Genomic DNA, 19743 nt, shown 5'->3' on the forward strand with positions numbered 1-19743 from the left:
GCGGGCGTGCGCAGGCATCACGCGCCGCCACGCGGGCGGCGTCCATCGCATCCACATCGCACACGCATTTTCCCGGGCGCCGACTCGGTTCATGCTATGGCTCCCCAACACAGCGACAGGAGCGGCAACAGGCATGGGCAAGACCCGGGTAGGCATCATCTTCGGCGGCCGTTCGTCCGAGCACGAGGTCTCGCTGCAATCGGCGAAGAACATCCTCGATGCGCTGGACAAGGACCGCTTCGAGGTCACCCTGATCGGCATCGACAAGCAGGGCCAGTGGCACCTGAGCGACCCGCGCGAGTTCCTGCTCAATGCCAGCGACCCGACACGGATCGCGCTGCACCGATCGGGCAATGCGGTGGCGGTGCGGCCGGGCCTGGAGCGCCAGCAGCTCGTCCCGACCGATCCGGCCACCGCACTGGAGCAGATCGACGTGGTGTTCCCGATCGTGCACGGCACGCTGGGCGAGGACGGCTCGCTGCAGGGGCTGCTGCGCATGGCCAACCTGCCCTTCGTGGGCTCGGGCGTGCTGGGCTCGGCAGTGGCGATGGACAAGGACGTGGCCAAGCGCCTGCTGCGCGATGCCGGGCTGGCAGTGGCCCCGTTCGCCTGTTTCAACCGGGTCACTGCGGCGCGGGCCGATTACACCGCGCTGGTCGCCGCGCTGGGCACGCCGCTGTTCGTGAAGCCGGCCAACCAGGGCTCCTCGGTGGGCGTGAGCAAGGTACGCAACGCGGCGGACTTCCATACCGCCCTCGCGCTGGCGCTGTCGTTCGATCACAAGGCGCTGGTGGAAGCGGCGATCGACGGCCGCGAGATCGAGTGCGCGGTGCTCGGCAACGAACACCCCGAAGCCAGCGTCTGTGGCGAGGTGGTCGTGCACGATGATTTCTATTCGTACGACACCAAATACATCAGCGAGACCGGTGCCGACATCGTGGTGCCGGCGGCCATCACCGATGCGGAGCAGTCCCGTATCCGCGAGATCGCCGTGCAGGCCTACCAGGCACTGGAGTGTGCCGGCCTGGCACGCGTGGATGTGTTCCTGACCTCGGCTGGTGAGGTGGTGATCAACGAGATCAACACGTTGCCCGGCTTCACCCGCATCAGCATGTACCCGAAGCTGTGGGCGGCCAGTGGGCTGGATTACACCGCGCTGATCACGCGGCTGCTGGAGCTGGCACTGGACCGGCATGCCCACGAGCGCAAGCTTCAAAGCTCCATCGCAACGACGGCCTGAACACCGTTGCCGATGTCAGGCCGTCGTTATTTCCGCAGCGCGTCCCACGCCGGAGAGAGATGGCGCGGGACGCGCCGGACACTAGGTCCGCTTGCGGAACATCGAAACCACAGCCAGGATCAGGAAAACGACGAACAGGATCCAGGCGACGTTGCTGGCGGCGCCGGCAATGCCCGAGAAACCAAGCACCGCCGCGATGATGGCGATGACAAAAAAGATGACGGCGTAATGCAGCATGTCGACCCTCGCGTTGATGCGTGCCGGAGTTGGCGTGGGGCCATGTTCACCAACCTGCGGTGTTCAGGGAGTGATGGAATCCTGTGCGTTCGATGAAGATGCCAGCCGGGCCAGCCCTTCTTCGATGCTGACCAAGGGCACATAGCCGAAATCGCGACGCGCCGGTTCCATGCTGTACCAGTGCGGGGTGCACAGCTGCTCGGCCAGGAAGCGCGTCATCGGTGGTTCGCCGCGCAGGCGCAGCAGCGGCCACAGCCGCTCACAGACCGCGCCGATCCGGTAGGCCACCTTGAAGCTGATCGACTTCGTCACCGGCGGGGCATCCACCGCGGCCAGCAGTTTGTTGAGCAGCTCGCGCATCGGCAGCGGCTCGCCGTTGGAAATGAAGTACGCCTTGCCGGCGCAGGCCGCGCCCGGGGCCAGGTGCTCCAGGGCCAGGAAGTGGGCCAGTGCGGCGTTGTCGATGTAGGTGGTATCGACCTTGTTCTGCCCATCGCCGACGAAGCGCAGGCGGCCGGCGCGGGCGCGCTCGGCCAGGCGCGGTACCAGCTGCTGGTCGCCCGGGCCCCAGATCAGCCGCGGCCGCAACGCGACAGTGGCCAGCTGCGCATCGTTGGCCGCCAGCACGCGCTGCTCGGCGATGGCCTTGGTGGCCGCGTACGGCGCCTGGAAGTTCTCGCCATACGGCACCTCGTCCGCGCCCAGGCCCTCGACCGGATGCGTGGCGCGATGGGTCACGCTGGGCGTGGAGGTGTAGACCAGCTTGCCCACGCCGTGCGCGCGGCAGGCCGCGATGACATTGTCGGTGCCGACCACGTTGGCCTGGTGATAGCTGTCATAGCTGCCCCAGGCGCCGGCCTTGGCCCCATTGTGGAAGACCGCATCGACCCCGGCCACCGCGTGCAGCACCGCCTGCGCATCGGCCAGGTCGCCGCGGATCTGGCCCACGCCCATCGCCTGCAGCGCGGGGTAATGGCCGCGGTTGAACGCCAGCACCTGATGACCGCGCGCGATCAATCCCTTGCACAGGGCCTGGCCGAGGAACCCGCCGCCGCCGGTAACGAGGATCTTCATGCGTGCTGCTCCAGTTGCGCGGTGGCCCAGACCGTGAGCTTCTCGCGGCCGATCTTGGCGTTGTGGCGGATGTCGACCGGGAAGCCCGGGTGCGGCAGGAACTGCTCGATGCGCGCGGTGTGCGCATGTGCGGCCGCTTCACGGCGCAGGCGCTCGACCAGGGCGGGCGAATCGATGGTGCCGGGCTGCAGTTCGTAGCACAGCACCGGCCGCTGCCGACCCGGCGCACCCACGCCGACCAGCGCGGTGCGGGCGATGCCGTCCAGCGCGTTGAACACCGGCTCGACCTGCTCGGTGTACAGCGGCCCCTGCGCGGTTTCCACGCGCTGGGTCTTGCGCCCACAGAACCACAGCCGGCCCTGCGCATCGAAGTAGCCGACATCGCCCATCCGGTGCACGACCCGGGTGCTGCCCTCGGCCAGGGTTTCGGTGATCTTCGCCGCAGCGGTGGCCTGCGGGCGGTTGAAGTAGCTGTCGGTGGCGGTCGGGCCGGCCACGGTGATCTCGCCGACCTCGCCAGTGGCCAGCACACGGGCCTGCGACCATGCCGGCAGCGGTGCGTCGTCGATGGCGATGATGCGCACCTCGTTCGGCGCGACCACACGGCCGACACAGGTACCGGCGCCGGCCTCGGTGGCCTGACGGGTGTTCTCCAGCTCGCGGCCTTCGATCACCGCCACCGGCAGGCACTCGGTGGCGCCGTAGGGGGTCCAGAACTGGGCGTCGTCGGGCAGCAGGCGGCGGATACGCGCGACCACGTCCGGCGGCACCGGTGCCCCGGCCGAGGTCACCCGGCGCACGCTCGGCAGCGGCTGGCCGTGATCGGCCAGGACCCGCATCAGCGCCGGCGAGCCGAACAGCTGGGTGACGCCGAAGCGGTTGATGGCGTCATGCAGCTTGCGCGGATCGGCCTGGGCCGGGCGGGTCGGATCCATGTCCGGGATCACCGAGGTCAGCCCCAGTGCCGGATCGAACAGCGCGAACGGCGGGAAGGTCGGCAGATCCACCCCACCCGGCTCCATCCCGAAGGCGGCGCGCAGCAGCTCGACCTGGCCGACGAAATGACGGTGGCGGTAGACCACGCCTTTGGGCACGCCGGTGGAGCCACTGGTGAACAGGATCGCCGCGACATCCTCGCCATCGGTCGGGGCCAGCGCAGGCGCCGCCGTGGCGCCCTGGGCTTCCAGCCGGGCCAGGGTGGTGCCACCCCAGCCCCAGCGGCGGCCGACGGTCACCAGCAGGCGCACAGAGCGGCACCAGCGCAGCACCAGGCGCGCCACGTGGGCCAGGCCGATGCCGATGAAGGCCTGCGGCTGGGCCTCGTCCAGGCATTGCTTCAGCGCGCGCTTGTCGATGCCCGGGTCGACCAGCACCGGCACCGCGCCGTTCTTGAACAGCGCGAACATCAGCAGGAAGAACTCCGGCGAGGGCCGCACCATCACCACCGCGCGCACGCCGCGGCCAATGCCGTGCGCGGCCAGGCCGGCCGCCATCGCGTCGCTGCGGGCGTTGAGGGTGCGGTAATCCAGGGTGACGTCATAACGCGCCATGCCGCCGGGCCCGGGCTTGCCGGGGCAGCGGATGGCGATCTGGTCGGGGCGTTCACGGGCCAGCTCGGGCAGGCGCGCGGCGATATTGATGGCGCTGTTCATCCGTTCATTGTCGCCGCTGCAGAAAAATCTTGCGCGCCGGCCGGTGGCGTGGAAAATTCGCGCCCTTCCCTCCTGCTTCGCTGCCGCCCAAGGCCGGTGCCCCATGCCCCATCCCTGCCTCACCTGCGGCGCCTGCTGCACCCAATACCGTGTGGCCTTCCACTGGATGGAATCGGACGAGGTCACCCCCGGTGGGGTCCCGCACGAGCTCACCCAGGTGCTGGACCCGCACCGGCTGTGCATGCGCGGCACCCTGTCCAAGCCGGTCTACTGCGTGGCGCTGGATGCGGAGATCGGGGTGTATTCGCGCTGCAGCATCCATCCCAACCGCCCCAGCGTGTGCCGCGAGGTGGATGCTTCGTGGGAGTACGGCAAGGCCAGCCCCCAGTGCGACAAGGCGCGCGTGGCGCACGGCATGCCGGCGCTGACCCTGGCCGACTGGCGCTGGCGGGACGAGGCGGGCAATGACGATGATCATCCCGACGACAACGGCAATTCCCCGGCGCCACCGCAGGCACCGATCGCGGCGTAAAGATCGGCATGGGCAGGTGACGACCGTTGGTCGTCACGCCGATCAGATCGGGTTCGCGTCCAGAAACGCGCGGATCTTCGGCACCAGCACCTCGTGCTTGTCTTCCAGCACATAGTGTCCGGCATCCTCGAAGGCATGCACCTGCGCCTGGGGCAGTGCGGCCTGGAAGCCCTTCAGGAAGTGGTGGTCGAACACGAAATCACGCAGCCCCCAGCCGATGAAGGCGGGACGGTCGGCGTAGCTGGGCAGGGTCTGGCCGGACCGCTCCAGCAGCGACCAGGCTTTGTCGGCCGGCGACAGCGGGATGTCCTGCATGAAGCGGATGGTGCTGATGCGGTTGGCGTAGCTGTTGTACGGCGACACGTAAGCGCGGCGCACCTCGGCCGGCATCTTCCGTTCCACGCCCAGCCACGAGGCACCGGACGAGAACGCGTTGAAGGTGCGGATGAGCCACTCGCCGATCTTCCAGTGGCGACCCAGCGCGATCTGCCACGGCATTTTCTTCGCGGCCGGCATCGGGAAGGCGGCGGTGTTGAGCACCACCAGGCGCTTGACCTGCGCGTGGTGCGACAACGCCCAACCGAAGCCGATCATGCCGCCCCAGTCGTGCACGGCCAGGGTCACCGGGCCGGTGATGCCCAGGTGCGCGAGCAGCGCGTCGAGGTCATCCACGCGCGACTGCAGGGTGTAGTCGTAGTGCGCGTCATCGGGCTTGTCCGACAGGCCCATGCCGATATGATCCGGCACGATGCAGCGGTATCTGTCCGACAAGCCGGCCACCAGGGTGCGCCAGTAATAGCTCCACGACGGATTGCCGTGGACCATCACCACCACCTCGCCATCGCGCGGGCCTTCGTCGAGATAGTTCATCGACAGGCCGGGGCGCACCTCGAAGCGGTGCGGATGGGCGGGGTAACCGGGCAGCTGGGGCATGCAAACGCACCTGTGAAAAGGGCCGGCAGAACCGGCCCTTGATGTTCAATTCCAACGCCGCAGCAGCCTGCGGCGACTGGTTTACCAGACCACTTCGGCCATCGAGCAGTTCAGGCCCGAGCCGATGCCGAGCAGCGCGATGCGATCGCCCTTCTTCAGCTTGCCCAGCTGCTTGAGCTTGCTCAGCACGATCGGCACCGAGGCCGGGCCGATGTTGCCGTGCTCGCCGAAGATCGTCATCACCTTCTTCGGGTCGATGCCGAAGTTCTTGATGAAGGCGGCGGTGTGCGGCTGGCTGACCTGGTGGATCACGAACTGGTCCAGTTCCTCCACGGCCCAGCCCAGTGCTTCACGGGCGGCGACGAAGGTCTTCTGTGCCAGCTTGATGCCTTCGATCAGCAGCATGCGGGTGTCGGTGACCATGCGGTCCAGGTTGCCGCGGCACAGCTGGTTCCACTCGGTGGCCGAGCGGGTCACGCCACCACGGTAACGCGGGGCATCGGGCACCAGCTCGGTGCGCGCCATGACCATCGCCGCGGCACCGCAGCCCAGGGTCAGGGCGGCCATCTCGTTGCGGAAGTCATCGGCGGTCACGCCCGGCAGGGCCATGCGCTCGAGGGTCTTCTCGTACACCAGGTTGGCGGTTTCACCGTCGACGATCAGCGCGTAGTCGATCTCGCCGCGTTCGAGCATGCGGGCGGCGATGTCCATGCCGTTGATGAAGGCCAGGCAGGCATTGGCGACGTCGAAGGTCATGCATTCGTCGCCGACCCCCAGGTTGCCCGAGACGATGCTGGCCGTGGACGGCTCCAGGTAGTCGCGGCTGACCGAGGTGTTGACCAGCAGGCCGATCTTGTCGGCGCCGATCCCGGCGTCTTCCAGTGCTTTGCGGGCGGCCAGCGTGGCGGCGTCGGAGGCCAGCATGTCGGCATCCCACAGGCGACGGGCGTGGATGCCCGCGATATCGCCGAGCACATCGGTACGGATGCCAAGGCGATCCAGCGTCGGCTTCAGCCGTTCGTTGATTTCCTTGGACGTCAGCGTGTGCGGCGCGTCGATGTGCGCCAAGCCGGCGATCGAGACATTCTTGAAGAGCATCAGTTAGCGCCAAGGCTCAGGCAAAGGGGGCGTTATTGTAAGCCGGCACGGCTTTCACCGCACCTTTACGAATTCACGCCCGGGCGTATGGTCCGGGCGCGGGGTGAAGGGTTCAGCGTGGCGGGCACTGGAAGGCCAGGAAACGCTGGCTGCCATCGGCGGGCAGGCCCGAGGCCTGCACGGCATTGGCACCGGCACTGGGTGCCTCGTTGCGGGCCAGGGTTTCCAGCTCTTCCTGCACGCGCAGCGGGTTGCGGTTGTAGAAGCCCACCTTGCTCTTCACGGTGACCACCACCTCGCCCTTGCTCTGGCAGCCGCTCGGCGCGGGGCCGGCCGGCAGCACGCGGACCGTCTTGCCGGAGGACTCGATCGGCACCCAGGTGCAGGCGGAAACGCTGAGGATCAGGGCGGACAGAAGCAGAATGCGCATGGACAAGGCCTGGCTGGAATACGTAAGGGAGTGTGCGGGAAACAACTGAATCGGGGGTGATCAGGGGCCGGGAGGGTTCCCGGCGCCTGAGGGCGGGTCAGCGCGATGGCTGACCCGCTGTCGGCATCACCGGGCCTTGGGTGCCGCCGCCGCCGGAGCAGCCGGAGCAGCCGGAGCCACTACCTTGCCTTCGGCATCGATCACCTGCACCTGACCGAAGTTGAGCGCACGCACCGGCGCCTCGGTCTGCTTGAGGTCACCCACCACCACCCAGGTCAGCGCGTTCGGGTCCAGCGTAGCCGCGGCCTGCTGCACCTGGGCGGGGGTCATCGCCTCGATCTCGGCCTTGCGCTGGACCACATAGTCGTCCGGGCGCTGGTACCGCACGATCCCGCTGATGGTGCCCATCACCGCGCTGGCGGTCTCGTAGGCACCGGGCAGGCTCAGGTTCTGGATGTTGCGGATGCGCGCCACTTCGGCCGGGGTGGCCGGCTTGGCACCGCTGGCGAACTCGGCGATCTCCTTGCGCATCTCCTGCATCGACTCGGCGGTCTTGTCGATCTGCACCGGTGCGCGGGCGCCCCACGGGCGCTGGCCCAAGGTGTTGCTGGCGCTGCTGCCGGCACCGTAGGACCAGTGCTTCTGCTCACGCAGGTTCATGTTCAGGCGCGAGGTGAAGTCGCCGCCGAGCACGCCGTTGGCGATGTCCAAGCGGGTCGACCCCGGGTCCTTGGAGGAAGGCACCACCTGGCTGGCGAACAGGTTGGCCTGCACCGCACCCGGCTGGTCGATCAGGTACACACGGGCCTGGGTCGGCCGTGCCACGTCCACCGGGGCCTTGACCTGCGGCGCAGGGCCCTCGGCCTTCCAGTTGCCGAGCTGGCGCTCCAGCAAGGGCACGATTTCCTTCAGCGTGGTATCGCCGACCACGATCAGCGTGCCCTGCTCCGGGCGCAGCCAATCACGGTGGAAATCGACCAGGTCTTCGCGGGTCATGGACTGGATGTCCACTTCATTGCCGCTGCCGGTGAACGGGATGGCATACGGATGGCCGGCGCCGTACAGCAGCGTCGGCATCACGCGCATCGCCACGGCGCTCGGATTGACCTTTTCCTGCTGGATGCCGGCGATCCAGGTCGCCTTGATGCGGTCGATCTCGCTCTGGTCGAAACGCGGCTGGCGCAGCATGTCCGCATACAGGGCCAGCGACGGGGCCAGGTTTTCCTTCAGCGCGGACAGGTACACGCTGGTGCTGTCCAGCGAGGCGGAGGCATCGAGCTTGGCGCCCAGTGCATCGACCGCATCGGCGAACGGCAGTGCGCCGAGCTTGCCGGCGCCCTCGGTGAGCAGGCCCATGGTGAAGTTCGCGGTGCCGGACTTGCGGCCCTGGTCGGCGGTGAAACCACCCGGGAACTCATAGCTGAACTGCACGACCGGGATGTCGTGACGCTCGGCCAGGATCACCTGGGTGCCGTTCTTCAGCGTGGCGCGGTGCAGCTCCGGGAATTTCAGGTCCGGGAAGGTCTTGGTCTGCGGCACGCCGGTGCTGCGGTCGACCTGCTTGGCCAGGGTCGTGAACGCGGGATCCACGGCGGGCACGGTGAACGGCTTGGGCGTTTCCGAGGGCAGTTCGGCCAGGGCAACGCGCGCGCCGGGTTCGACCACGATCGTGTGGTCGCCAGCGCCCAGCCACTTGGCACCGACATCACGCACCTGCGCAGCGGTGGCCGTATCGATGGTGGCCAGCGACGTGCGGAAGCAGCCCGGGTCACCTTCGTACACGGTGCACTCGGCCAGCGCGTCGGCCTTGCCGCCGAACCCGCCGATGCGCTCGATGCCGCGGATGAAACCGGCACGGAAGGCGGTCTTGCCGCGGCTCAGCTCATCGGCGGTCGGACCGTCCTTGGCCAGGCGCTTGACCTCTTCATCGATGATCGCCTCGACCTTGGCCGGGTCCACGCCCTGCTTGACGCTGGCCATGATCACGAAGTTCGAGCCCAGCTGCGAGCTGTAGGCGCCGGCGCTGATGTTGTCCACCAGCTTGTCCTGGTGCAGCAGGCGCTGATCCAGGCGCGAGGACTTCGCACCGCCGAGAACCTGCGCGAACAACTGCAGCTGGTCGATGTCGGTGGTGCCGACCTGGGCGACGTTCCACGCGCGGTAGATGCGCGCCTGGGGGACCTTGTCGGTCATCACCTCACGCGTGCTCTTCTCGCGCTTGGCCACGTCCACCTTCGGCTGGGCCATGCTCGGGCCGGCCGGGATGTCGCCGAAGTACTTGGCGACCTTTTCCTTGGCCGTGGCCAGGTCGATGTCACCGGCCAGTACCAGCACCGCGTTGTTCGGGCCGTACCAGGTGCGGAACCAGGTCTTCACGTCGTCCAGCGAGGCGGCGTTGAGATCGTTCATCGAGCCGATCACGCTGTGGTGATACGGGTGCCCTGCCGGGTACATCGCGCGGGTCAGCTTTTCCCAGACCTGGCCATAGGGCTGGTTCTCGCCCTGGCGCTTTTCGTTCTGGACCACGCCGCGCTGTTCGTCCAGGGCGGCCTGGTCGATCGCACCGAGCAGATGGCCCATGCGGTCGGACTCCATCCACAGCGCCATGTCCAGCGCCGTGGTGGGCACGTTCTCGAAGTAGTTGGTGCGGTCGGTATTGGTGGTGCCGTTCTGGCCGGTCACGCCGACCTGCTTGAAGGGCTCGAAATACTCGCCGTCGTGGTTCTCGCTGCCCTGGAACATCAGATGTTCGAACAGGTGCGCAAAGCCGGTGCGGCCGGCGGGTTCGTCCTTGCTGCCCACGTGGTACCAGATGTTGACGGCCACGATCGGCGCCTTGCGGTCGGTGTGCACCACCACGCGCAGGCCGTTGGGCAGGGTGAACTGCTCGAACGGAATGTCGACCTTGGCCACCGTGGCCGGCTTGGCCAGGACCGGTGCGGGCGCCAGTGAGCCCAGTGCGGCGGAGAGCGCGACAGCCAGCAGCGCAGCACGCGGTCGAAGTTGGACGGTCATTCCGGTTCCTTGGTCATGAAAGTGAAGCCGGATGCTAGCGCGCCGCCCGGGCAAAAGGCATCGGCCAACAGTCATTGGGGCCCTGACGGACAGCCGCGACGCGATCCCGCGGACATCTGTCCGGACAGCGGACACTCGCGGATCAACAAAAACCCTTTGGAATCAACGGATAAAACTTGGCACGCGTCCTGCGTGGTACTGGGCAAGGGAAGCAAGGATCAAACCGAAACTGACTGGGTGCTGAACAAAAACAAGAACGTTCAAATTGTTCTTGCAAGCCCAGAATCGGTGTACTACATTACTACCACACCACTTCTCACCAACACTAAACAGGACCTCGCCATGAACACCAAGACTCTCGCCATCGCCATCGCCTTTGCCGCCGGTTCCGCGTTTGCTTCGTCGGTGCAGGCCGCCCCCGCCATCGTCACCCTGGACGCCGTGCAGGTCCGCCCGTCCGCCGACCAGATCGCCCAGGCCGAGGTTGAGCGCACCAGCAGCATCCCGACCCTGGCCGTCGTGGAAGTCCGCCCGACCGCTGGCCTGATCGCCGATTACCGCGCCGAACTGACCGCCAACCGCCGCGTCACCACGTTGGCCGCCGTTGAAGTGCGCCCGACCGCCGAACAGCGCCAGGCCCTGGCTGCCGAACAGACCACCGCCCGCGGCTACGTCGCCACCTTCACCGCTGCCGCCACCGCGGTGGCCAACGAAGTGATCATCAACCTGCCCACCCTGCAGGTGCGTCCGTCGCCGGCCGATCTGCAGGCCCTGGCCCTGGAAACCGCAGCGGCCGCCGCCTCGACCGCTGCCTCGACCCTGATCCGCCAGTAAGCCGTCGCTGCAGCCCCCTGCAGCCACGGCGTACACTTCGCCGATGACTGCCACGCCCACGTTCCATGTCGTCCTGTTCCAACCCGAAATCCCGCCGAACACCGGCAATGTGATCCGCCTCTGCGCCAACACCGGCGCGCGGCTGCACCTGATCGAGCCGCTCGGTTTCGACCTGAGCGACAAGCAGCTCAAGCGCGCCGGCCTGGACTATCACGAATACGCCCGACTGCAGGTCCATCCAGATCTGGAGACCGCCCTGCAGGTGATTGCGCCCAAGCGCTTGTTCGCGCTGAGTACCCGCGGCAGCGTGCGTTACGACACCCAGCACTTTGAAGATGGCGATGCCTTCCTGTTTGGCCCGGAAACCCGTGGCCTGCCCCAGGACCTGCTCGACAGCCTGCCCCACGGCCGCCGCCTGCGCCTGCCGATGCGACCGGACAACCGCAGCCTCAACCTGTCCAACACCGTTGCGGTGGTGATGTACGAGGCGTGGCGCCAGAACGGGTTTGCCGGCGGGGAATGACTCAGAAAGCGTTGATGCCCGTGAGCTCGCGCCCGATCACCAGCTGGTGCACGGTCTCGGTACCTTCGTAGGTGATCACCGATTCCAGATTGAGCGCATGCCGGATCGCCACGTGCTCGGTAGTGATGCCCGCGCCGCCGAGCAGATCGCGGCACTCGCGCGCGATGTCGATCGCCATGCGGCAGTTGTTCCACTTGGCCAGGCTCACCTGCTGCGGCTGCAGCTGGCCCGCATCCTTCAGCCGGCCCAGCTGCAAGGCCAGCAACTGGCCCGTGGTGATCCTCCGCGCCATGTCGGCCAGCTTGATCTGCGCACTCTGCGTGGCCGCCACCGGCCGGCCGAACAGTACCCGCTGCTTGGTGTAAGCCAGCGCTTCGTCCAGGCAGGCCACCGCGGCACCGATCGGGCCCCAGCTGATGCCGTAGCGTGCCTGGTTCAAGCAGCCCAGCGGGCCCTTCAGGCCCTGCACGTTGGGAAGGCGGTTACGGTCGGGCACGCGCACATTGTCGAAGAACAGCGCACCGGTGAGCGAGGCGCGCAGGCTCATCTTGTGCTTGATCTCCTGCGTGCTGAAGCCGGCCATGCCCTTCTCGAGCACGAAGCCCTGGATGCCGTCTTCGGTGTGCGCCCAGATGATCGCGATGTCCGCCACCGGCCCACTGGTGATCCACATCTTGCTGCCGTTGATCAGCCAGTCACCACCATCACGCACCGCGCGGGTCTTCATCGCCGCCGGATCGGAGCCGCCATGCGCTTCGGTCAGGCCGAAGCAGCCGATCACCTTGCCGGTGGCCATGTCGGGCAACCAGCGCAGGCGCTGTTCTTCGCTGCCGTAGGCGTAGATCGGGTACATGCACAGCGAGCTCTGCACCGAAACAAAACTGCGCAGGCCCGAATCGCCGCGCTCCAGTTCCTGGCAGATCAAGCCGTAGCTCACCGCGTTCAATCCACCGCCGCCGTACTGCTCAGGCAGGCTGGAGCCAAGCAGACCCAGGGCAGCGATCTCGGGGATCAGTTCGTCGGGAAAGCGGCCTTCATCAAAGGCATCACCGATGATCGGCAGCACCCGGGTATCGGTGAAGCGCGCCACCGTCGCCTGCACCGCGCGCTCCTCCTCGCTCAGCAGCGAACGGATATCGAACAGATCGAACGGATTGAGTGACATGGCATCCCGGCAGGTGGCGGTGGAACAGGGCCCCATTGTGGTCGCTGCGCGGGAAGGGGCCAAGAGACGGGATGCCGCGCCCAATTGCTGCGTCGCAGCATATCGACGCCGATCGCGCGCCGACACCGCTGTCATCGTCGGCGATCTAGGCTTAAATGCGTCGTGCCGGTACTCTGGCGCACTGATCCACCGTTTCGCCGTGGTGTGACACGCGCGATTCCCAGGCAACCGCCGCCCGTTCACCCCGCGGCACTACCCAAGAGTTACGCAGCCCCATGAGCGAAGCAATCAACGTCCTGCCCCCGCGTGAAGTGATGGAATTCGATGTGGTGATCGTCGGTGGCGGCCCCGCTGGCCTGGCCACGGCGATCCGGCTGCGCCAGCGCGCCATCGAGGCCGGCCGCGAGCTGTCGGTGTGCATCCTGGAGAAGGGGTCTGAACCCGGCGCGCACATCCTGTCCGGCGCGGTGATGGACCCACGCGCGTTGACCGAACTGTTCCCGGACTGGGCCGAGCGCGGCGCACCGCTGAAGCAGAAGGTCACCCGCGACGAGTTCCTGTTCCTCAATGAGACGGGGTCGCGCAGCACGCCCAACGCATTGCTGCCGGAGTGCTTCCACAACGAAGGCAACTATATCGTCAGCCTGGGCGAGGTCACCCGCTGGCTGGCGCAGCAGGCCGAAGCGCTGGAGGTGGCGATCTTCCCCGGCTTCCCGGCGGCGGAAGTGCTGTACAGCGATGATGGCGCGGTGATCGGCGTGGCCACCGGCGATATGGGCATCGAGAAGAACGGTCAGCCCGGCCCGGCGTTCGAGCGCGGCATGGCGCTGCACGCCAAGTACACGATCTTCGCCGAAGGCTCGCGCGGGCATCTCGGCCGCCAGCTGATCGCCCGCTTCCAGCTGGATGCCGGCAAGGATCCGCAGGCCTATGGCATCGGCATCAAGGAACTGTGGCAGATCGATCCGGCCAAGCACGAACCGGGCCTGGTGGTGCACGCCGCCGGTTGGCCGCTGGACAACGACACTTACGGTGGCGCGTTCCTGTACCACGCCGAGGGTGGCAAGGTGTCGATCGGCTATGTGGTCGGCCTGGACTACAAGAATCCGTGGCTGAGCCCGTTCGAAGAGTTCCAGCGCTTCAAGACGCACCCGGACATCCGCAAGCACCTGGAAGGGGGCAAGCGCATCGGCTACGGCGCGCGCGCGATCACCGCCGGTGGTTTGATGTCGCTGCCCAAGACCGTGTTCCCGGGTGGCGCGCTGGTCGGCTGCGAGGCCGGCTACCTCAACGTCAGCCGGATCAAGGGCAGCCATGCCGCGATCAAGACCGGCATGCTCGCCGCCGATGCGGCCTTCGATGCGCTCGCCGCCGATCGTCAGCACGATGAGTTGAGCGCCTATCCGCAGGCGTTCGAGACCAGCTGGCTGCATGCCGAGCTGCAGCAGGCCAAGAACTTCAAGCAGTGGTTCAAGAAGGGCCAGACCGTGGCCACGTTGATGACCGGCATCGAGCAGTGGCTGCTGCCCAAGCTCGGCATCCGCAATCCGCCGTGGACGCTGCGCCACAGCACCCCGGACCACGCCTGCCTGGAGCCGGCGTCGAAGCACGCGAAGATCACGTATCCCAAGCCCGATGGCGTGCTCACCTTCGACCGCCTCAGCTCGGTGTTCCTGAGCAGCACCAACCACGCCGAAGACCAGCCCAGCCACCTGACGCTCAAGGACGCCAGCGTGCCGGTGCGGATCAACCTGAGCGAATACGCCGGGCCGGAAGCGCGTTACTGCCCGGCGGGCGTGTACGAGTTCGTCGGCAGCGATGGGCATGAGCAGCTGCAGATCAACGCGCAGAACTGCGTGCACTGCAAGACCTGCGACATCAAGGACCCGACCCAGAACATCGTGTGGGTGACCCCGCAGGGCGGTGGCGGTCCAAACTACTCGGGCATGTGATCGGCATGGCCTGCGACCACCGGTCGCAGGTCATCGGGCGCGGCAGTCACCGCCGCGCTCGCTATCCTGAGCGTCCTGTTGGACGTGACCGCTGCGCCATGGCCCCTGCTTTCCGATCGATAGTGCCGTTGCTGGTCTGCCTGCTGCTGGCGGCGTGTTCGCGCGCCCCGCAGACGCCGGAGCAGGCCCATCAGCAGGAGCTGCGGCGCGCGTTTGCGATCTGCGCCGGCTGCCACACGGTCAGCCCCGGCGGCGTGCACCGCTTCGGCCCGAACCTGCACGGGGTGATCGGCCGGCGCGCGGGCAGTGTCACCGGTTACCCGTACTCCAACGCCATGCGCGAGGCCGGGCTGACCTGGAACGAGCAGACCCTGGATGCGTTCCTGCGCTCGCCCACGCAGGTGGTGCCGGGCACCCGCATGGTCAACACCACCGCCGATCCGGAGCGCCGCCGTCAGGTGATCGAGTACCTGCAGCAGCAACGCTGACCTCGTCGCTGGTAGAGCGCCTCAGGACGCCTGCAGCTGCACCAGGTAGGCGCGCAGCGCCGCATCGAACGCGCTGATCGCGCCGGCGTGCGCTGCTACCCCGTCTTCGTCGATGCTGTCCATCAGGCCGCGCGCGCGGGCCGCCAGCGTGTCCGCACCGAGTGTCGCCAGCCCGCCCACCAGCCGGTGCAGCACATCCACGAGCGCGGGCCCCGCCTGCGCCTCCAAGGCCGCCTGCAGCTGCACCAGATCGTCGGCGGACGCGGTGCAAAGGCTCTCGATCAACACCCCGGCAACATGCGCCGAGCCGAAGCGGCGCACGAGTGCCGCCCGATCCGGCGGTGCGTCGCTTGCGCCCGGGGCCTGCGCGGCGGCAGAGGCAAGCCGATCTCCATCCGGCAGCCACTGCAGCAGTGCATGGCGCAAGGCGGCCAAGGCCACCGGCTTGGCCAGCAGATCATCCATGCCGGCCTCGCGGCAGCGCTGCAGATCGTCCTCCATGGCACTGGCGGTCAGGGCGATCACCGGCAGCCGCGCGCTGCCGCGGTCGCGCTCCTGTTCGCGGATGCGGCGCGTCATGGCATAGCCATCCATCACCGGCATCCGGCAATCGGTGAGGACCAGATCGAAGCGGGTGCGCGCCAGCAGCGCCAACGCCTGTTCGCCGTTCTCGGCCAGCACGTGCGGCAGCCCCAGCTGCTGCATGCGCCAGCCCATCAGTGCCTGGTTGGTGGGATGGTCCTCGACGATCAACACCCGCCGCTGCAGCAGCGCGGCCGGCAAGGGCAGGGCCTGCGCCTGTTCTTCGGCGGCGCCGGGCTGTTCCTCAAACGGCACCGTGGGCACCGTCAGCAGCACCTCCACGCAGGTCCCCTCGCCGGGCACGCTGTGCAGCGTCAGCGTGCCGTGCATCAGGGCGACCAGGCGCTGGCAGATGCTCAGGCCCAGGCCGGTGCCCCCGTACTGGCGGCTGGTCGCTGCATCGGCCTGCGCGAACGGGGCGAACAGATGCTCGCGCTGCGCCGGCGAAATACCGATGCCGGTATCGCGCACCGCCAGCCGCAGCTGCTGCGCGCCATCGCTATCAGTGCCGAGCACCGTCAGTGCGATGTCGACCTCACCGGCGTGGGTGAACTTGATCGCGTTGCTGAGCAGGTTGAACGCGATCTGGCGCAGGCGCATACCGTCCGCCAGATGCATGTCCGCGACCTCGTCGTCGATCTGGATCTGCAGGTCCAGTCCCTTGGCCACTGCCTGCGGTGCAAGCAGCTGCTGCACGTTGCCGAGCAATGCGCGCAGCGCCACCGGATGTGCCTGCAGAGTCAGCGCGCCAGCCTCGATCTTGGAGTAGTCCAGCAGGTCATCGAGGATCTGCCGCAGCATCTGCGCCGAGTCTTCGATCACGCTGATGATGCGGCGCTGTTCCCCATCCAGCGCGGTGTGCGAGAGCACCTCGACCATGCCGAGTACCCCGGACATCGGCGTGCGGATCTCGTGGCTCATCGTGGCCAGGAACTCGGATTTGGCAGCGGTGGCGCGCTCGGCCGCGGCCTTGGCCAACGCAAGCGCATCGGCCTGCGCGCGCGCCTCGGTGACATCAACCCAGTAGCCGCTCCACAGCAGCGCGCCGTCTTCGGCATCGTAAGGCAGCGCACGCGCGCGCACCCAGCGCAGCGTGCCATGTGGGGAGGTGCGGAACTCCATGTCCAGCGGAGTGAAGTCGCGCGCGGCGCGTTCCATGGCCTGGCGCACACCGGGGCGGTCGCGCTCGTCGATGCGGTCCATCAAGGCGCTTTCGTCAGCCATGGCCTCGGCTGCGGTGACCCCGAACAGGGCGTCCGTATCGCCGGCGATATACGGCAGCGACAAGCGGCCATCGCGCTCGCGCCGGCCCTGGTAGACGATCGCCGGCAGGTTGTCGGTGACTTCGGCCAAGCGCTGCTCGACCCGCCGGCGCATCGCCACTTCATTGCGCAACCGCCAGTATCCCCAACCGTGCACCAGCAGCGCCGTCAACAGGACCAGCGCCAGCGGCACCGCCCAGCGCGCAATGCCGCGCCAGTCCAGGTCACTGCGGTATTCGGCCGAAAGCCAGTCACTGCGGATCGCCTCGTGCTCACGCGCGCTCATGTTGACCAGCATGCGGTCGAACGTGGTCGCCAGTGGCGCGTACCGTCGTTTGACCGCCAGCGACAACCGATCACTGAACCCTGCCGGTGCGGCCACGTGCAACTGGGCGGGATAGCGATCGCGCACGATCCGATCGATGATCGCCAGATTGCCGATATAGGCATCGGCATCGCCATGGGCCAACCGTGCCAGTGCCAGTTCGGTGCTGCGCGCAGGCACGATGCGCGCGTTGGGCGCCTGCTGCAGGATGTAGCTCCGCAACCGGTCCGGATCGCTCAGCAGGATGCTGCGCCCGTCCAGATCGCGCACGCCCAGCACCGAGCGGCTGCCGCTGGCGGTCACGATCACGTTGGGCACAGTGATGAAGGGCTGGCTGAATACCCAGTCGTCACCCAGGTACGTGGAGTCATTGGGGATACCCATGATGGCATCGACCTCGCCACGGCGCAGTTGTTCGCGCGCCTCGAACCAGTCATGCGCCGGCACGCGGGTGAGCTGGGCACCCACGTTCCGCAGCAGGCGCAGGTATTCGGCCGCCACGCCACTGGGCTGGTCGGCGCCGTCGATGAACGCCAGCGGTGCCGCATTCGGCGCGAACGCCAGCCGCAGTGGTGTCGCCAATACACGCTTTTCGGCATTGCCCAGGATCATCTGCGACTGCGCCGACCATTCCGGCGTCTGCAGCCAACGCCGCTTCAGGCGCGCGCGTTCGGTGTCCGCCAGCGCCGCCAACCCCAGATCCAGCGCTTCGGCCAAGGGTTGCTTGGCGTTGGGCACCCCGAAGTGCAGACGCTCCGGCGGCAGGTCGCTGGGGCGCAGCAACGCGACATCCGTGAGCCCTCGCTCGGCGATCAGCGACGTGGCTACATAGGCATTGCCGATATACACATCGGCTTCGCCCTTGCCGACCATGGCCAGCGCGGCCGTGGTGTTTGCAGCGCTCACGCGGCGGGCAACGGGAAAGCGCGCGCGGACTTCTTCGCTGGTGACAAACTCGCGCTCGGTGACCACACGCAGCCCGCGCAGGTCCGGATCGGCCGAGGCCCGGGTATCACCGGGGCGACCGACCAGCGCCAGCGGCGCATCGGCGTAGGGACGGGTATAGACCATGCAGCGGGTGCGGTCGGCGGTAAGGGTGATGTTCATCACCACATCAACTTCGCCGCGGCATGCTGCATCCAGCACCTCGGTCCAGTCGCGGTACATCCGCACCTTCACCTGCACACCCAGCTGCTGCGTGAGCAGGCTCAGGTAGTCATAGCCCAGGCCGACCGGCTTGCCCTCGTGCATGGATTCGAACGGCGGCCAGCCGCTGTCGTACATACCCAGGATGATGGTAGGGTGCTTGCCAAGCCACTCGCTCTGCCGGGGCGACAAGGCGAGGGGGTTGGCGGCGGATACCGACACGCCCGCTGCCATTGCAAGCACGAGCAGCACCAGCCAGCGAACGACGCGGATACGCATGCTGCCTGATCTCCGTAGAATGTTGTCCCCACCCCGGCACGGCCCGACGGCTGCCTTACAGGCAATACTAGTCCATGACCCTGCGCATTATCATTGCCGACGACCATCCGGTCGTACGGATCGGCACGAAGGCCGCGATCGAATCCAGCGGCGTTGGCCAGGTGGTGGCCGAGGCCAGTACTGTCGCCGAATTGATGACCGCGCTGTCCGATCACCCGTGCGATGTCCTGGTCACCGATTACTCCATGCCCGGCGGCCAGCAGGCCGATGGCTTTGCGATGATCGCCATGATCCGGCGGCGTTTCCCCACGTTGCCGGTGCTGATGCTCAGCGTCTCCAACAACCTGGCGATCCTGCGCATGGTGGTCGCCACGGGTGTGCTCGGCCTGGTCGACAAGACCTCGTCGATGGACGAACTGCCGCAGGCGATCCAGACCGTGCAGCGCGGCATGCCCTACATCAGCCTCACGCTGAAAGAGCGCATTGACGCGATCGGCACGAACAGCGTGGAAGAAGGGGAAGCCAAGCCGCTCTCGCCGCGCGAGCTGGAAGTGCTGCGTCTGCTGGGCAGTGGCATGACGGTCAAGGAGATCGCCATCCATCTGCACAAGAGCGTGAGCACCATCAGCCGCCAGAAAGGCGATGCGATGTTGAAGCTCGGCCTGAAGGGTGACGCCGAGCTGTTCGATTACCTGCGCGACGGCGAACGCTGATCGCCGCCGTCCTGCGGACGGCACCTCTGCCTGCTTCGATGCACTCGCGATGTACCGCATCGCGATGGCGATCCGTCGTGCGTGATGTGTTGCGCGCGTGCCTAACAGATCGCACACAAAGAGTTCCCTGGAATGCCGCTGCATTTATGTACTGCTCAGTTTGATATTCAGGGCTAATTCGGGTGACTAACGGATAATTCACACCTGTCGCCAGCAGCGATTTCCCCCTCCCTCTGCTGGCGGACAAAACCAAAAAATAAAAA

The 19743-nt window shown here is 67.2% G+C and carries 16 protein-coding genes; 7 read left to right on the forward strand and 9 right to left on the reverse strand.

The window, feature by feature from the left end:
- The first annotated feature begins 133 nt into the window (after nucleotides 1-133).
- Nucleotides 134-1240, forward strand: a complete 1107-nt coding sequence (gene ddlA / locus ACWV8V_RS10735) for a D-alanine--D-alanine ligase (protein ID WP_455899718.1) — start codon at nucleotides 134-136, stop codon at nucleotides 1238-1240.
- Between the two features lie 81 nt (nucleotides 1241-1321).
- Here the strand turns inward: ddlA and ACWV8V_RS10740 are convergent, their stop codons facing one another.
- The 3 genes from ACWV8V_RS10740 to oleC form a co-directional block, all read right to left on the reverse strand.
- Nucleotides 1322-1477 carry a DUF1328 domain-containing protein gene (locus ACWV8V_RS10740; RefSeq protein WP_019184873.1) on the reverse strand — a complete coding sequence of 52 codons (156 nt, stop codon included), beginning with the start codon at nucleotides 1475-1477 and terminating at the stop codon, nucleotides 1322-1324.
- A 63-nt stretch (nucleotides 1478-1540) separates the two neighbouring features.
- Nucleotides 1541-2551, reverse strand: coding sequence for a 2-alkyl-3-oxoalkanoate reductase (gene oleD, locus ACWV8V_RS10745; protein WP_455899719.1), 1011 nt, complete (start codon nucleotides 2549-2551; stop codon nucleotides 1541-1543).
- Nucleotides 2548-4203, reverse strand: a complete 1656-nt coding sequence (gene oleC, locus ACWV8V_RS10750) for an olefin beta-lactone synthetase (RefSeq protein WP_455899720.1) — start codon at nucleotides 4201-4203, stop codon at nucleotides 2548-2550. The genes oleD and oleC overlap by 4 nt, the downstream gene beginning before the upstream one ends.
- A gap of 103 nt (nucleotides 4204-4306) precedes the next feature.
- Here oleC and ACWV8V_RS10755 point away from each other — a divergent pair, with 103 nt between their 5' ends.
- The gene (locus ACWV8V_RS10755) at nucleotides 4307-4735 is read left to right on the forward strand and encodes a YkgJ family cysteine cluster protein (protein WP_121044414.1); all 429 of its coding nucleotides are present in this window, start codon (nucleotides 4307-4309) and stop codon (nucleotides 4733-4735) included.
- Nucleotides 4736-4777: 42 nt separating this feature from the next.
- Here the strand turns inward: ACWV8V_RS10755 and ACWV8V_RS10760 are convergent, their stop codons facing one another.
- From ACWV8V_RS10760 to ACWV8V_RS10775, 4 genes are all read right to left on the reverse strand, one after another.
- A complete protein-coding gene (locus ACWV8V_RS10760) occupies nucleotides 4778-5668 on the reverse strand; it encodes an alpha/beta fold hydrolase (RefSeq protein WP_455899721.1) in 891 nt (296 codons plus the stop codon).
- 81 nt (nucleotides 5669-5749) lie between these two features.
- Nucleotides 5750-6766 carry a 3-oxoacyl-ACP synthase III gene (locus ACWV8V_RS10765; RefSeq protein ID WP_019184878.1) on the reverse strand — a complete coding sequence of 339 codons (1017 nt, stop codon included), beginning with the start codon at nucleotides 6764-6766 and terminating at the stop codon, nucleotides 5750-5752.
- 112 nt (nucleotides 6767-6878) lie between these two features.
- Nucleotides 6879-7196, reverse strand: coding sequence for a DUF4156 domain-containing protein (locus tag ACWV8V_RS10770; protein WP_088434811.1), 318 nt, complete (start codon nucleotides 7194-7196; stop codon nucleotides 6879-6881).
- Nucleotides 7197-7322: 126 nt separating this feature from the next.
- Nucleotides 7323-10211, reverse strand: coding sequence for a M16 family metallopeptidase (locus ACWV8V_RS10775; protein ID WP_455899722.1), 2889 nt, complete (start codon nucleotides 10209-10211; stop codon nucleotides 7323-7325).
- A gap of 342 nt (nucleotides 10212-10553) precedes the next feature.
- Here ACWV8V_RS10775 and ACWV8V_RS10780 point away from each other — a divergent pair, with 342 nt between their 5' ends.
- Both ACWV8V_RS10780 and trmL read left to right on the forward strand, forming a co-directional pair.
- Complete coding sequence (locus ACWV8V_RS10780; RefSeq protein WP_259260587.1) at nucleotides 10554-11045, forward strand: XAC0231 family protein; 492 nt, start codon at nucleotides 10554-10556, stop codon at nucleotides 11043-11045.
- A 43-nt stretch (nucleotides 11046-11088) separates the two neighbouring features.
- Entirely contained in the window at nucleotides 11089-11568 is a 480-nt protein-coding gene (gene trmL / locus ACWV8V_RS10785; protein ID WP_123731066.1) for a tRNA (uridine(34)/cytosine(34)/5-carboxymethylaminomethyluridine(34)-2'-O)-methyltransferase TrmL, read from the forward strand.
- A gap of 1 nt (nucleotide 11569) precedes the next feature.
- On the opposite strand, the gene ACWV8V_RS10790 is transcribed toward trmL, so the two are convergent.
- Nucleotides 11570-12733 carry an acyl-CoA dehydrogenase family protein gene (locus tag ACWV8V_RS10790; protein WP_259260588.1) on the reverse strand — a complete coding sequence of 388 codons (1164 nt, stop codon included), beginning with the start codon at nucleotides 12731-12733 and terminating at the stop codon, nucleotides 11570-11572.
- Between the two features lie 275 nt (nucleotides 12734-13008).
- Between ACWV8V_RS10790 and ACWV8V_RS10795 the strand changes: the two genes are divergently transcribed.
- Together ACWV8V_RS10795 and ACWV8V_RS10800 are read left to right on the forward strand one after the other, a co-directional pair.
- On the forward strand, nucleotides 13009-14685 hold the full coding sequence (locus ACWV8V_RS10795; protein WP_259260589.1) for an electron transfer flavoprotein-ubiquinone oxidoreductase: 1677 nt from the start codon (nucleotides 13009-13011) through the stop codon (nucleotides 14683-14685).
- 98 nt (nucleotides 14686-14783) lie between these two features.
- A complete protein-coding gene (locus ACWV8V_RS10800) occupies nucleotides 14784-15173 on the forward strand; it encodes a c-type cytochrome (RefSeq protein ID WP_259260590.1) in 390 nt (129 codons plus the stop codon).
- Nucleotides 15174-15194: 21 nt separating this feature from the next.
- On the opposite strand, the gene ACWV8V_RS10805 is transcribed toward ACWV8V_RS10800, so the two are convergent.
- A complete protein-coding gene (locus ACWV8V_RS10805) occupies nucleotides 15195-18767 on the reverse strand; it encodes an ATP-binding protein (protein ID WP_455899723.1) in 3573 nt (1190 codons plus the stop codon).
- A gap of 74 nt (nucleotides 18768-18841) precedes the next feature.
- On the opposite strand from ACWV8V_RS10805, the gene ACWV8V_RS10810 reads away from it, so the two are divergent.
- Nucleotides 18842-19480, forward strand: a complete 639-nt coding sequence (locus tag ACWV8V_RS10810; RefSeq protein ID WP_455899724.1) for a response regulator — start codon at nucleotides 18842-18844, stop codon at nucleotides 19478-19480.
- Nucleotides 19481-19743: the final 263 nt, after the last annotated feature.

This window comes from Stenotrophomonas sp. Ker107b, from assembly GCF_053847245.1.